The sequence below is a fragment of the Jeotgalibacillus campisalis genome, assembly GCF_000829515.1.
Classification (GTDB): Bacteria; Bacillota; Bacilli; order Bacillales; family Jeotgalibacillaceae; genus Jeotgalibacillus; species Jeotgalibacillus campisalis.
The window spans coordinates 1-13,445 of record NZ_JXRR01000011.1 but is presented as its reverse complement, the minus strand read 5'-3'; the positions used below and the strand labels follow the sequence as shown (position 1 = coordinate 13,445).

Here is a 13,445-nt window from a genome sequence, read left to right as displayed (position 1 = left end):
TCTGAATTTTTTATAATCTTAATTATACGATGTCATAAAATTATTTCAATAGCAACCTAATATTTTTTATAACCCTTCCTAAACGCCTGCGGTATCAGTTTATTATTAAATTATTTTAAAAATAGATGTAAACTTTTTCCGCCTTTTTTTCGCAAATGCATACTAGATTAAGAGAAACGCATTGCAAGTTGAAAGCTTCTTTCACTTGCGGAATATGTTCTTATCCAGAGAATGAAGTCTGAATATGACTATTAAAAAGTCATCCATCTGATAAAATCATATCTTTAGAAAATGAGGTCTAGAAATGCAGAATGAAAAAGAAACACCTGAAAGAAGAAGAGAAAGAATGCGGCAGGAAGAATTAAAAAGAAATCCTTCAAGCAGCATTCATGGTTCAGGTCTTGCAGATTTAGCAGGAAGCCTGGGCTGGAAAGGCACCGGGCTTCTCATTGTTTTGATCCTAGCAGGCATCTTCATCACAGCCATTTTCTTTTAATAGGGTACTGGATGCCTAGTTTACTTTTACTCCAATGCAAAAAGGCGGGAAAGGATATCGTCCGTATCCTTTCCCGCCACTTCACATTATTTACCTTTCATTAAGCGCAATGAGTTCAACACGACAATTAGTGTAGCACCCATGTCTGCAAAAATAGCCATCCACAGGGTCAGCCAGCCAGGAATAATAAGCAGCAGCGCCAGTACTTTCAGCCCGAGAGCAAAGGCAATATTCTGCTTAATAATTTTCAGCGTCTTTTTGCTTAAACTAATGGTTTCAGGCAATTGATGAAGATCATCGGCCATGAGCGCAATATCAGCTGTTTCAAGTGCTGCATCTGTTCCCGCGCCACCCATTGCAATGCCTACATCAGCCATTGCAAGAGCAGGTGCATCGTTAATCCCATCTCCAATCATCGCCACTTTTCCATCTTCCTGTTGGATTTTTCTTATGATTTCAAGCTTTTGCTGAGGCATGAGTTCGGCTTCAATATGCTGTATCCCAACTGCTTTCCCTATTGATGAAGCAGAGAGCGCGTGATCACCTGTCAGCATGACCGTTTTCTTCACGCCTGCCTCGTATAGCTTTTGAACAATCGACTTGCTTTCTTCGCGAATCGTATCTTTAGCCGCAATAGCACCTAAAATCTGCTCTCCCTGTCCCATTAGCATAACAGTCGATCCATTTTTTCTGAATTCATCAATGGTTTCGTTCATTTCTTTTGTTATACTCATTCTTTCATCTGCCCGGCCGATCCAATAAAGCTCTTTGTTAACCACTGCCTGAACACCTTTTCCAGTGATGGACTCAAATTGTTCTGCGTCGATTGAAGGAAGGTCTTTTGCTGCTTCCACGATCGCACGGCCAAGTGGATGCTGGGAATAGCGTTCGATTGCTGCTGCGTACGAAAGAAGCGTAGATGAATCCATATAAGAAAATGTCTTAACCTCTGTAACTTCTGGCGTTCCTTTTGTCAGTGTTCCGGTTTTATCAAACGCAACCGTGGTAATTTTCCCAGCTGTTTCTAGGTGAACACCGCCTTTTATCAGCACGCCTCTTTTTGCAGCATGACCAATCGCCGTTACGATGGCTACCGGGGTGGAAATAACGAGTGCACATGGACAGCCAACGACAAGAACAGCGAGTCCTCTGTAAATCCATTCAGACCATACTCCGCCTGCTGCTAAAGGCGGCAAAACAGCAACCAATAAAGCAATGATCATAATGGCTGGCGTATAGTACTTGGCAAAACGGTCAACAAAAGCCTGGGACGGTGCTTTTTCTGCTTGCGCTTCTTCAACCAAATGAATAATTTTCGCAAGCGTCGTGTCTTCTGCCCATTTTGTGATCCGGACCTTCAGCGCACCTTCTTCGTTAAGTGTGCCGGCAAAAACTTCATCACCCACTGCCTTTTGTACGGCGACGGATTCTCCTGTGATCGCTGATTGATTTACAAACGAAGAACCGTTTTCAACCGTGCCATCGAGCGGGATTTTTTGTCCGGGGCGAATCACGATAATTTCCCCAATTTCTGCTTCTTCGACCGGAACCATCCGTTCTTTCCCGTTGCGTAAAACGGCTGCCTGCTGTGGAGCAATGTCCATTAAGGAACGAATGGAATTTCTTGCTTTATCCATTGAAAATCGTTCAAGAACCTCACTGACGGCAAACAGGAAAACCACAACGGCTCCCTCTCCCCATTCACCAATTACTGCTGCGCCGATAATCGCAATGGTCATCAGAGTTTTCATATCAAACTCAAAACGAAACAAATTCGTTAACCCTGTAAGCAGTAAACGCCACCCGCCTATTGCAATTGACAGCGCAAATAATAAAACAGCCCAGTAGCTTTCTTCACCGCTTTGAAGAAAAACGATCCAGCCGCCAATTAAAAAAGGCAGTGAATACGCCATAGACTGAACTTCTTTATTCCTCCAAAACGGGACAGGAGCTGCTGCTTTTTCATGTTCAAACCTTATCTTTATGTCATCAAAAGCCCCGGCCCGCTCTATCTCCTTGACACTTGCTTCTCCTTCAACCATAAGTTTTGATGCACCAAAATTAAGCTGGACATCCTCGACGGACGGAAGCTCTCGTAAATTTCTTTCAAATTTTGCAGCACAATTTGCGCAGCTTAATCCCTCTAGTCGATAGTGCTGCCGCATGTCTTCTCACTCCTCCTGTGAATGAATTAAAGCAATGGAAACCAGCTGATGAACGTGCTCATCTGCAAGTGAATAAAAGACCATTTTTCCTTTTTTGCGGTGCTTTGCTAATCCCATATTACGAAGCAGGCGCAAGTGATGCGAAGCCGTTGCAGTAGTGGAGCCGATAATTGCTGCTGCATCACATACACAAAGCTCCTCTTCTAAAGTCAGAGCATAAGCAATCTTTAAACGTGTGGCATCCGAAAGTGCCTTGAATAAAAGCTCCACCCCTTCTACTTCCCTGACTCTTGGCTTAATTTCCTCCACTTTCTTTTCATCATATAAAAATATTTCGCATGTATCCTGTGTGTTTTTATTAAATTCTTTCACTTCTTCACTCACCTCATTCAAACATTCGTTTGATTGTTTGATTGTTTGATTATAGTCTATGCTCCATTTTGCATTTGGTCAATAATTTCTTCATAATAAATTTTTTATTTCCCCTAGGGGTTGCTGATATTTGTCGATAAAGCAATTATTTCCCCTGAATTAAAACAGATTTTAGATTGTCAGAAACGAAGAAATGATTTATACTAATCCCTATATTTAGTATTTATTTCTAAATCGAACACTATATATAGTACATTCCATATGAATAGATGCCGAAACGGCTTAAAAGGGAATCTGGTGTAAAACCAGAACTGTCCCCGCAACTGTAAGTGCTGAAAGTGCCTGATAAACCACTGTGACTGATGTTACGGGAAGGATCAGAAACTGTTTGAAGCATGAGTCAGGAGACCTGTCTATTCAGTAACGTGCTATCTTCTTCGGGAGTTGAGGAGGTAGGATGAGGAACTATGACAGGGTATTTGTGCCCTTTTATATTCACATCCTGCCTCCGCTCCCATGAGTGGTTTTTTTTATGGTTAAAATGGACGGAGGATGCATGATGACAACAAGTACAACGATCAATTACCACCAATTACAACAATGGCAGACACCACAGCTTGTCGAGTATTTCCTTGATAAGACGAACGAATTTTCTCAAGTCAATGGAGAACAGACAGCGCAGAAAATAAAGCAGCAGCTTGAGAGCAAGCCTGATTATTCTCTTCATCAGGCAACAGGGCTGATGATCCTGGCTTCCCTTGATCAAATCTCTGCAGAAGAACCGGACTGGACCTATATTGCGGCCCGTCTTTACCTTGATCGGTTATATGATCAAGCTGCAAAATCAAGGGGCTATGATGCATCTGATGCGTACGGATCTTTTCATAATTTGATCGTTTCATTAACAGCCAAAGGCCTTTACTCAGATAAGCTGCTTCATGAATACAGCAAGGAAGAAATAAAAGAAATCGGCTCCTTTATTGACCCATCAAAAGATCTGCTGTTTACATACATCGGCCTAGTTACGCTTGCGGACAGGTATTTAACAAAGTCACAGGATCATGAAGTAGTTGAACTTCCTCAGGAACGGTTTATGATCATTGCCATGACACTTATGAAAGAGGAATCAAAAGAAAACCGTTTAACGCTGATCAAAGAAGCATACTGGGCTTTATCGAACTTATATATGACAGTTGCCACACCTACTTTATCAAATGCAGGGAAAAGCCACGGACAGCTGTCGAGCTGCTTTATTGATACCGTAGAAGACGATTTGAGAAGCATCTATGATTCCAATACAGACGTTGCCACACTCAGCAAAAACGGCGGCGGACTCGGTATCTATTTAGGTAAAATACGTTCTAGGGGAAGCGATATAAAAGGATTTAAAGGGACTTCTTCAGGCGTGATCCCGTGGATGAAGCAGCTAAATAACACGGCTGTCAGCGTGGATCAATTAGGACAGCGCAAGGGAGCAGTTGCTGTTTACCTGGACGTATGGCATAAAGATATTTTTTCATTTTTAGATGCGCGTTTAAACAATGGGGATGAACGTTTGCGGACGCATGATTTATTTACAGGCGTGTGCATTCCCGATTTATTTATGGAAGCAGTCGAAAGCCGCGAGGACTGGCATCTATTTGATCCTCATGAAGTAAAGAAAGTGATGGGATTTGCGCTTGAGGACTTCTGGGATGAGAAAAAAGGTGCTGGAAGCTTCCGGGAAAAATACAGGGAGTGTACTAAAAATCCCCTTCTTTTAAGGCGAACGGTTCCGGCTATTGATATTATGAAATCCATTATGATCTCACAGCTTGAAACCGGTACACCTTATATGTTTTACCGGGACACGGTCAATCGCATGAATCCCAACCCGCATGAGGGAATGATTTACTGCAGTAATCTGTGTACAGAGATCATGCAAAATATGAGTGCAACAACCGTCACAGAAGAGTTTGTAAAAGACGGATCCATTATCACCGTAAAAAAACCGGGTGACTTTGTTGTCTGTAATTTATCTTCTATCTCACTTGCCCGAACCGTTTTAGCGGATGTTCTTGAACGGTTAATTCCTATTCAGGTCCGCATGCTTGATAACGTTATTGATCAAAATACCCTGCCCGTCCTACAAGCGCGCATGACGAATCACAAATACCGAAGCATTGGACTTGGCACATTTGGCTGGCATCATCTTCTGGCTCGCAAAGGCATCCGGTGGGAAAGTGAAGAAGCTGTAACGTATTGCGAGGATTTATATGAAGACATTGCCTACTTCACAGTAAAAGCAAGTATGGAAATTGCTCAGGAAAAAGGAGCTTATCCTGTCTTTAAAGGATCAGATTGGCAGACGGGCGCTTACTTTGAAAAACGGTCGTACACAACAGAACGGTGGACAAAGCTTAAAGACACTATAAGTACTTCAGGCATACGGAACGCCTATCTCATGGCGGTTGCACCTAATTCCTCTACATCGATTATTGCAGGATCAACAGCAAGTATTGATCCTATTTTCAGAAAGCACTATTCCGAGGAGAAAAAGGATTACCGGATTCCTGTAACAGCTCCTGACCTTGGACCAGACACTACCTGGTACTATCAATCTGTTTATTTGATCGATCAGCACTGGAGCATCAAGCAGAATGCGAAGCGCCAGCGGCATATTGATCAGGCTGTATCGTTTAACTTGTACGTTCGAAATGACATTAAAGCCAAAGAGCTACTGGATCTGCATCTTCATGCTTTTAACGCTGGTTTAAAAACAACCTATTACGTGCGTTCCACTTCAGATACGGATTCAATCGAGGACTGTGAAAGCTGTTCAAGCTAAGGAGGAATGATTCATGACTACACTTCAAAAAAGAGCCCTGACTGATTCGGATGCACCGAATCGGTCAACTGGCTTAATTAATGGGAAGAGTTCTAATATTTTAAACTGGGATGATGTTCGCTATTCATGGGCTTATCCTAAGTACAAAACCATGCTTTCTAATTTCTGGACGCCTTTTGAAATTAATATGGGAAATGACATCAAGCAATTTCCGAAGCTTTCTGATGCAGAGCAGCATGCCTTTTTAAAGATCATCGGCCTGCTTGCGCTGCTCGATAGTATTCAATCGGATTATGCGGGGAAAGTCGCAGATTATCTGACAGATTCCTCTTTAAATGCGCTGATGATTATGCTTGCACAGCAGGAAGTGATTCACAATCACTCCTATTCCTATGTCCTGTCAAGTCTCGTTTCACAGCAGCAGCAAAATGAAGTTTTTGATTACTGGAGAACAGAACCAACCCTTCAGGAACGTAATGACTTTGTTACGAACGGCTATAAAGCGTTTGCTGAAGAACCGACTGTCTCTCATTTTGCACAATCCATTGTGTACGATGTTATTTTGGAGGGGCTGTTCTTTTACTCGGGATTCGCATTTTTCTACAATCTTGCCCGAAATCAAAAAATGGTTTCGACTTCAACCATGATTAATTACATTAATCGGGACGAACAGATTCACGTAGGGCTCTTTGAAAAAATCTATAAAGAGCTGCTGCATGAGCATCCTGAAATCAAAACGGACGCTCATCATGAATTTGTTATAAGCACCTTTCGAAAAGGAGCAGAACTCGAAATTGCCTGGGGCAGGGAAGTGATCGGAAACCAATTTGACGGCATTACGATGTCAGAGCTTGAGCAGTATATTCAATACATGGCAAATAAGCGCTGTAATCAACTGGGACATGGCCGCGATGTTTTTCCGGACGCTCCGGTAAAAAATCCGCTTCGCTGGATCATTGCTTACCAGGAAGTAGACCAGGGAAAAACAGATTTCTTTGAACAAAAATCTCGGCAATATACGAAAACCTCTGATGCAAATGGATTTGATGATTTATAAAATCTAGAAATCAAAAAAATAAACCAGAGGGACCTTTATAGGCCCCCATGGTTTATTTTTTGTTCTTTCGTTCATCCATCAGCATCTTTTCAATCCGGTCGAGCTGATCATTTTGGCTTCTATTTCTCCTTTTTTCCCTTAAAAACGACACAAAGAAGAACATAATTCCTGCAAAGAAGATCAGCATAAGGAATTGAAAAATAACATCTCCTGCGTTGATACCCATTTAACTTCCTCCCTGACAATACTTTTACTAGATAATAGCAGAAAATGCAGAGAGCTTTGCTCTCCGCTGCTTCAGGTGCTTAATTAGTGGATTCATCTTCCGTGCTGCCTCCAAAAATACCGGATATGGCGTCTATAATACCCTGGAAGAAATCCTTCACTCCCTGCCAGAACCCTTCATCGTTTACAACGTCTCCAAGTTTTTCCTGGATGGTATCAGAAAGCTTGCCGAGCTGTTCAGAAACATTATCAAAATTAATATTCAGGTTTCTCATTTGTTCAAATAAATCCGTTAGTCGCTGACGGTCTTCTTCACTTAAGTTAATATTTAAATTTGCAAGCTGCTCTTCAACAATTGCTTCTACCTCTTCCCTTGTTGCAGGGTTTTGATCGGCAATCGCCTGTTTGATATCAGCAAGCAGTTCACTTACTTTTTCTTCTTCAATTCCTTCTTCATTTGCAAGATCTGTAGCCAGATTTAATTCATCATTGGCAACTTCAAGGCGTTCGGTATCAAGCTCTTCTCCACTCACTTCATAGGCTTTATAAATTCCTGTCAGAGCCGAGTGTCCGCTTACTTTTATCGGTGATGCCACTTCGACCGTCGCATTTTCAATTCCTGCTGTTAAAAGAGCATTGGCATACATGGTGTCTGTTACCTGAGTAATGTTTTCAGGATTGACCCGTTCAATCACAAGTCCTTCGCCCTCTTCTTCTCGTGTAATCTTCGCTGAAGAATACATTTGGGCATTGCGGTCTTCTCCATCTATATAACGCACAAGATCTTCCCCTGTCACAACGACTTCTTCTGCCATTTCAGGATCGGTTACCCCTAGCATTTTTCTTACTTCTTCTTTTTGAGTATCTGATAAGCTTCCTCCGAGCACAAGAATCGGAAGTCCAAATTTTTCATTAATCCCCTCTTCTCCGTTTCCGTCTGTAGCAGACGCCCCGGAAAGTCCCAGCTGCAGTGATAAAATTAAGGCAATACTTAAACCAGTCAAGCGTTTAATCATGGAATATGCTCCTTTTCTTATAAACTCAATTTTAACTTTCACACTTCTATTTACCAGAACAATTATGTTCTATATGTATAAGACGCTTCTTCAGTTAAAAAGGTTTCAATTGATCAGTATTTATAAACACTTTTTGGAGAAGATTCACGTTTTTTTAGATTAATAGAAGAAGTTCCTTTATGATGTAGTTACAAATTAAAACAAAAAATGGAGGGAATAGGATGAACATATTGATGGCAGGTGCAGGCGCAATCGGGGGATATTTTGGTGCCAGATTAGCAGAGAAGGGTGAAGATATAACCTTTTTAGTTCGAAGCAAAAGAAAGGAACAATTAATGAGAACGGGCTTAAATGTCCAAAGTGTTCACGGAGATGTCAGTATTACACCGAAATTACTGACGGCTGGAGAAGAAAGCGACCCTTTTGATGTGATCATTATTTCGACAAAGTCCTACCAGCTTGAAGACGTTATGGAAGACATCAAGCCTTATGCAGCAAAAGGAACTGTGATCCTTCCGCTTTTAAATGGCATTGAGCATATTACTAAGCTTACTCATGTTTTTGGTGATGATGCTGTAATCGGCGGGTTATGTTTTATCGAGACCACACTGAATTCAGACGGCACCATTGTTCAAACCAGCCCCATTCATGAGTTGAAGTTCGGGGAGCGTAATGGTGCGCAAACCGAACGAATCAACCGGCTGGAAAAAGTGTTAGGCGGGACTAAAGCGAATATAACTATGAGCAGCAAGATCATTCAGGATATGTGGCATAAATATTCGTTTATTACTGCCATGTCTGGTGTTACCACTCTGATGCGTTCAGCAATAGGTCCCATAAGAGAGCAGGAATCAGGGTGCAGGACAATTCAAATGATCCTCGAGGAAATTTACGCGGTCATGTTAAGATTAGATGCCCCCGTTATAGAGGGTCTGCCATCCGTTCAATTTAAGAAAATGCTGGAAATGGATTATGGGATGAAGTCTTCTATGCAGCGGGATATGGAAAAATCAAGTCTGACAGAAACTGACCATCTGCAGGGATATCTGCTGCAAAAAGCTCAGCAGTATGAACTGAATGTTCCATTATTGAATGCCGTTTATACAAATGTGAAGCTATATGAAGCAAAGCGCTGATCGTTGCCGTTCGATCTCTCGGGTAGCTATTTACATGTAGAACCTGTATAATTGTTCAAAGTAACTTTAAGTAACTAATGCAGTTTGTTTACTGTTTAGTGTAACGAAGGAGGAAATGCGTATGGCCACGATCTCAATTTGTCCAAAATTCGAATTAGCTTTCCAGCTTCTTGGAAAAAGATGGAACGGTATCATTATTCGTGTGCTTGCGAACGGTCCTAAACGCTTTTCACAAATTACAGAGCCGATCCCTCAGATCAGTAATAAAATTTTAACAGAGCGTTTAAAAGAGCTTGAGGAACAAGGAATCATTGTTCGTGAAGTCTACCCTGAAACGCCTGTCCTTATTGAATACCGATTGACAGATAAAGGGATCTCTCTTACACCCATTCTCGATGAAGTTCAAAAATGGGCTGATAAGTGGATGGATTGTTCATAATAGAAGATTGAATAGAAAAATGCCTTCACTAAAACAAGAAAACTTGTCGCAGTGAGGGCATATTTTTTGAGAATGAGTTTTTTCGTCATTCAGATCAATGGCTACGTATTTTGGCAACGTCAGGAAATGAAGTGGTCCTTTCCAGTCAGTTTCTTATAAAATCTTTTATCTTCAATTGTCCATCTTCCTGGCCAATCAGGATTCTGTACGTATAGGTCTGGTTAACTGGCTTCCCCTCTGTAATCTCTTCTGTTTCCACCACAGCTTTAACTTCCACTTTTTCTTTCACCACTAGTGTTTCAGTCGCTTCTAGCGAAAGTGCGGCAGTATCATGAAACAAACCTCTGAATGCTTCATAATGATTTTCTTTTTTATATTCTGATCCCATCATGGAGTAAGCGGTAACGTAGTCGCCGAACTGCAGACTATTGTAAAAATACTCGACCAAATAAAGCGCTTCTTCTTCTGCTGAGGGTACGTAAAGATCTTCCGGCTGTTTCGCGTATTGCGGAAAGCTTGGAAGCGTCTCCAATGGCTTCTCAATCCACTCTTCCACTTGATCCACAATATCCAAAATTGGAATGCTGTAGCCCAGTCCTTCCTGAGGCTCTTCTGCAGATGTGATGCCTATAACATTCAGAGATTCCCCGTGCAATAAAGGGCCTCCGCTATTTCCAGGAGATATTGGTGCGGTAATTCGATCTACATTGTCATAAACAAATGGATCAATCGTAAATGTTTGATCGACTCCATTAATTTTACCCATCATAACGGTATTTTGAAATCCCAAAGGACTGCCTAAAGCAAGTACTGGAGCGTCTAAATCTGGCGCTTCTTCTGCCATTTTCAACGGTTCTTTTCCTGCAAGTTCCTCCACCCTTACTACCGCTATATCTTCTGATTCACTGATCCCTATTATTTTTCCAGTGTGGCGATTTGCCTGAGCCGTTACTACAGTCACTTCGTTTGCATTCGCAACCACATGAGCATTTGTAATAAAATCTCCCTTTCGATTATATAAAAAACCGGATCCGATCGATCCAATTGGCGTTTCAATTTGAACGACTTTGTTTTGTGCGTCAAAAATCGCCTCCACTTTATTTTGGTTTAACTCTTCCAGCAACTGCTCATAAGCGCCTGATTGTTCATCTACCAAAAATGACTTTTGCTCTGGAGCACGGTCTTCCATGTAATCCCTAATCCACACAATGGAGGTGATTGCTCCAGTCACGATGAAAACGGATAAAAATATAGATGCAGCCCAGTTCATTCTCATTTTATCCCTCTATTCTACTTCCCATGTAATATTGGTGATTTCTACATTCGTTTCTCCGCCTTTAAATTTGATGATGTCCTTAAACTCTCCTTCTTCATTCACAAACAGCGTCGATGGATTGATTGTGACGGTGCTTTGTGAAACTAACTGCCCTTCATCATTAAAAATAGCCCACGTAAGCTGTACATCATTTATCAATCTGGAACCTTTATTTTCCACTTTCCCAACCAGTTTGATAATACCAGGCTCTGAAGTAATGACCTCCCATTCTTTAATTGAGACCGCTTCTGTGCGATTAAAATGCTCTTCTCTTTCTGCTTCTTCCATCGCATCCTGCATCCGATCATACTCTTCTGTCTGATAGGCTAATCGGGCCTCATTTATATCACGTTTAAAAGATAGAAGATCCTCATGATCGGATGTATAACCCAGTCCAATTTCTACAATATTGATTGCTTCAGAAAACTGATATGTATCTATTTTTTCTTGTGCTTTAATGATGGCTTCTTCTGCAATGTCATCTTTAATCTGAACTTTAAGCTCTTCGGCTTCTTCATTCTCTAAATTCGAGATTTCCAGCAGTTTCCCAGCTAATGCCTGCATTGACAGGGAATGCTCTATGTCGTTTTGAATACCCAGAACGACACTCTTATCTCTTAGCTCGTTTAAATCATCTTTATATAAGAGAAATAATTCATTTTGACTGGATTCGATTTTCTCAATAATCGCATTCATTTCGTTTTCAGCGTTAGAAAGGTCATCTTCCTCAAGAAATTCTGAAAGAGCCTCGACACTGCTCTCAAATTCTTTAGCATCTCTTACCGCTGCGAGGCTGTCTTCAATCCCTTTTACGCCAGGTCTTGTTTCATTAGCCTGTTCCAGCTGTTTTTCAGCTTCATCCCACTTATAATTAAACGCTTTGCTTTCAGCCTCGGACTTCCACTCAAGGAGTTGGGTGTTCAGCCATCTTTCATAAATATAGAAGGAAAGAACCGTCACAGCACAGACACTGAAAACGATTAGAAGCATAGTAAAGGGTGCTCTATTTTTAAAAAAGCGCTCATTTTTACTTTTTAAAGGAGGATTTTTTCTTTGCGGATTTTCACGATGATCCAGCTGAGGTAACTTTTTTTCATCCATAGTATCATCCCCTCTTCCCCTTTATTACCCTAATTTGAAGCAATTCACTCTATATCGACCATTTGGTTTTATTTCTTTTATAAAAGTCCAACTGATCTTCAAATAAAGGGTGAAAAGCCGTCTCTATCCTGTTTGCTTTTCAACTTTTTATACGAAACTTTTCAAAAATTAATCCATGTTTCCAAGCCAATCGATGATTACCTATGCTGTGCATGACAGTTGAAAAAAATTATCTCTAATTCGAGAATTATTTATTCAAAATAGGTTGACAGAGAATTTTCAACCTACTATAATGATTACAAATACTAACTAAGTTACTTATTGTAACTTCACAGGAGGAACTTATTATGACAAAAAAATGGGTAGTAGACAGTGTGCATTCCGGTGTAGATTTTTCAGTAAAACATATGATGATTTCACGTGTGAAAGGTTCATTTCAAGAATTTTCTGCAGAAGTAGAGGCAGATGTCAATGATATGACAACAGCTTCAATCAGTTTCACTATCGATGTTAATAGCATTGATACACGCAGCGAGGATCGTGACAACCACCTTCGCTCAGCTGATTTCTTTGATGTTGAGAATTTCCCTTCCATTACATTCAAATCAACTGATGTTAAAAATATTGGTGACAACGAGTATGAACTGACAGGCGATGTCACGATTAAAGATGTCACGAAAAAAGAAACATTTACGGTTGAATATGAAGGTTCAGGAAAAGACCCATGGGGCAATGAAAAAGTTGGATTTTCAGTAAACGGCAAATTAAACCGTAAAGAATACGGCTTAACTTGGAACCAGGCGCTTGAAACAGGCGGAGTTCTCGTAGGAGAAGACATCAAAATTAATCTTCAAATACAAGCTCAGCAAGCTTAATAAAGGCAGATAAAGTGTATTCCTTAACCGGAATGCACTTTTTCAATTCCATTTTTAAACAAACCTGACTTTTTATTTTCCACATGAGTCTCTGTATAATTTTATCTAAACTTCACAGGATAATAATGAACACATTCCTATAAGAATGGAGAGGATCATGATGAAGAAAAAAGAAAACCAAGATCAAAAATACAAGGAAGAATTTGCAGATGAAATGATCAATAGCCAAATTCAGGGCATGTTCGAAGATGGTACGGTTGATCGTAATAAGGTCAATACAAATAAAAAACCGGGATCAGTAAAAGGCGACAAGAAAAACAACGGTCCCAACTTCCCCGCAACCTAGAAAAGCGCAAGGCACCGCTTTGCCCCGACAAGCATAAGACGCGGTGAACAAGTGAACGCCCTTTGTTCACTTGAG

Annotated in this window: 13 protein-coding genes and 1 riboswitch; of the genes, 7 read left to right on the top strand and 6 right to left on the bottom strand. The window is 40.9% G+C overall.

Translation table 11 applies throughout. From position 1 onward, the window contains the following. The first annotated feature begins 304 nt into the window (after positions 1 to 304). The gene (locus tag KR50_RS05895) at positions 305 to 496 is read left to right on the top strand and encodes a DUF6366 family protein (protein WP_041056112.1); all 192 of its coding nucleotides are present in this window, start codon (positions 305 to 307) and stop codon (positions 494 to 496) included. A gap of 86 nt (positions 497 to 582) precedes the next feature. Here KR50_RS05895 and KR50_RS05890 read toward each other — a convergent pair whose 3' ends face one another. Both KR50_RS05890 and KR50_RS05885 read right to left on the bottom strand, forming a co-directional pair. Continuing rightward, positions 583 to 2,661, bottom strand: coding sequence for a heavy metal translocating P-type ATPase (locus KR50_RS05890; RefSeq protein ID WP_041056111.1), 2,079 nt, complete (start codon positions 2,659 to 2,661; stop codon positions 583 to 585). 6 nt (positions 2,662 to 2,667) lie between these two features. Next, on the bottom strand, positions 2,668 to 3,033 hold the full coding sequence (locus KR50_RS05885) for an ArsR/SmtB family transcription factor (protein WP_041056109.1): 366 nt from the start codon (positions 3,031 to 3,033) through the stop codon (positions 2,668 to 2,670). Positions 3,034 to 3,283: 250 nt separating this feature from the next. Next, positions 3,284 to 3,464, top strand: a riboswitch (cobalamin riboswitch). A gap of 128 nt (positions 3,465 to 3,592) precedes the next feature. Between KR50_RS05885 and KR50_RS05880 the strand changes: the two genes are divergently transcribed. Further along, positions 3,593 to 5,860, top strand: a complete 2,268-nt coding sequence (locus tag KR50_RS05880) for a ribonucleoside-diphosphate reductase subunit alpha (protein ID WP_232304249.1) — start codon at positions 3,593 to 3,595, stop codon at positions 5,858 to 5,860. Positions 5,861 to 5,873: 13 nt separating this feature from the next. After that, positions 5,874 to 6,917 (top strand): ribonucleotide-diphosphate reductase subunit beta, encoded by a 1,044-nt coding sequence (locus KR50_RS05875; protein WP_041056107.1) that lies wholly within the window; start codon positions 5,874 to 5,876, stop codon positions 6,915 to 6,917. A 52-nt stretch (positions 6,918 to 6,969) separates the two neighbouring features. Here the strand turns inward: KR50_RS05875 and KR50_RS18445 are convergent, their stop codons facing one another. Both KR50_RS18445 and KR50_RS05870 read right to left on the bottom strand, forming a co-directional pair. Next, a complete protein-coding gene (locus tag KR50_RS18445; protein ID WP_156969476.1) occupies positions 6,970 to 7,143 on the bottom strand; it encodes a hypothetical protein in 174 nt (57 codons plus the stop codon). Positions 7,144 to 7,222: 79 nt separating this feature from the next. Further along, the gene (locus KR50_RS05870; protein WP_041056106.1) at positions 7,223 to 8,158 is read right to left on the bottom strand and encodes a DUF1002 domain-containing protein; all 936 of its coding nucleotides are present in this window, start codon (positions 8,156 to 8,158) and stop codon (positions 7,223 to 7,225) included. Positions 8,159 to 8,379: 221 nt separating this feature from the next. Between KR50_RS05870 and KR50_RS05865 the strand changes: the two genes are divergently transcribed. Continuing rightward, positions 8,380 to 9,294, top strand: a complete 915-nt coding sequence (locus tag KR50_RS05865; RefSeq protein WP_041056104.1) for a ketopantoate reductase family protein — start codon at positions 8,380 to 8,382, stop codon at positions 9,292 to 9,294. 121 nt (positions 9,295 to 9,415) lie between these two features. Then, positions 9,416 to 9,733, top strand: coding sequence for a winged helix-turn-helix transcriptional regulator (locus tag KR50_RS05860; protein ID WP_041056102.1), 318 nt, complete (start codon positions 9,416 to 9,418; stop codon positions 9,731 to 9,733). A 145-nt stretch (positions 9,734 to 9,878) separates the two neighbouring features. On the opposite strand, the gene KR50_RS05855 is transcribed toward KR50_RS05860, so the two are convergent. Continuing rightward, the gene (locus tag KR50_RS05855; RefSeq protein WP_052476828.1) at positions 9,879 to 11,009 is read right to left on the bottom strand and encodes a S1C family serine protease; all 1,131 of its coding nucleotides are present in this window, start codon (positions 11,007 to 11,009) and stop codon (positions 9,879 to 9,881) included. A gap of 9 nt (positions 11,010 to 11,018) precedes the next feature. Beyond that, complete coding sequence (locus KR50_RS05850; protein WP_041056100.1) at positions 11,019 to 12,149, bottom strand: hypothetical protein; 1,131 nt, start codon at positions 12,147 to 12,149, stop codon at positions 11,019 to 11,021. 347 nt (positions 12,150 to 12,496) lie between these two features. Between KR50_RS05850 and KR50_RS05845 the strand changes: the two genes are divergently transcribed. Both KR50_RS05845 and KR50_RS05840 read left to right on the top strand, forming a co-directional pair. Next, the gene (locus tag KR50_RS05845) at positions 12,497 to 13,024 is read left to right on the top strand and encodes a YceI family protein (RefSeq protein ID WP_041056098.1); all 528 of its coding nucleotides are present in this window, start codon (positions 12,497 to 12,499) and stop codon (positions 13,022 to 13,024) included. Positions 13,025 to 13,184: 160 nt separating this feature from the next. Then, positions 13,185 to 13,370, top strand: a complete 186-nt coding sequence (locus KR50_RS05840; RefSeq protein WP_041056096.1) for a hypothetical protein — start codon at positions 13,185 to 13,187, stop codon at positions 13,368 to 13,370. The last annotated feature ends 75 nt before the right edge of the window (positions 13,371 to 13,445 follow it).

Bases quoted from the DNA above. Each gene is read 5' to 3' on its own strand.
- KR50_RS05895 (WP_041056112.1), top strand. From the start codon at position 305: ATGCAGAATGAAAAAGAAACACCTGAAAGAAGAAGAGAAAGAATGCGG.
- KR50_RS05865 (WP_041056104.1), top strand. From the start codon at position 8,380: ATGAACATATTGATGGCAGGTGCAGGCGCAATCGGGGGATATTTTGGT.
- KR50_RS05875 (WP_041056107.1), top strand. From the start codon at position 5,874: ATGACTACACTTCAAAAAAGAGCCCTGACTGATTCGGATGCACCGAAT.
- KR50_RS05845 (WP_041056098.1), top strand. From the start codon at position 12,497: ATGACAAAAAAATGGGTAGTAGACAGTGTGCATTCCGGTGTAGATTTT.
- KR50_RS05880 (WP_232304249.1), top strand. From the start codon at position 3,593: ATGACAACAAGTACAACGATCAATTACCACCAATTACAACAATGGCAG.
- KR50_RS18445 (WP_156969476.1), bottom strand. From the start codon at position 7,143: ATGGGTATCAACGCAGGAGATGTTATTTTTCAATTCCTTATGCTGATC.
- KR50_RS05850 (WP_041056100.1), bottom strand. From the start codon at position 12,149: ATGGATGAAAAAAAGTTACCTCAGCTGGATCATCGTGAAAATCCGCAA.
- KR50_RS05855 (WP_052476828.1), bottom strand. From the start codon at position 11,009: ATGAGAATGAACTGGGCTGCATCTATATTTTTATCCGTTTTCATCGTG.
- KR50_RS05840 (WP_041056096.1), top strand. From the start codon at position 13,185: ATGAAGAAAAAAGAAAACCAAGATCAAAAATACAAGGAAGAATTTGCA.
- KR50_RS05860 (WP_041056102.1), top strand. From the start codon at position 9,416: ATGGCCACGATCTCAATTTGTCCAAAATTCGAATTAGCTTTCCAGCTT.
- KR50_RS05870 (WP_041056106.1), bottom strand. From the start codon at position 8,158: ATGATTAAACGCTTGACTGGTTTAAGTATTGCCTTAATTTTATCACTG.
- KR50_RS05890 (WP_041056111.1), bottom strand. From the start codon at position 2,661: ATGCGGCAGCACTATCGACTAGAGGGATTAAGCTGCGCAAATTGTGCT.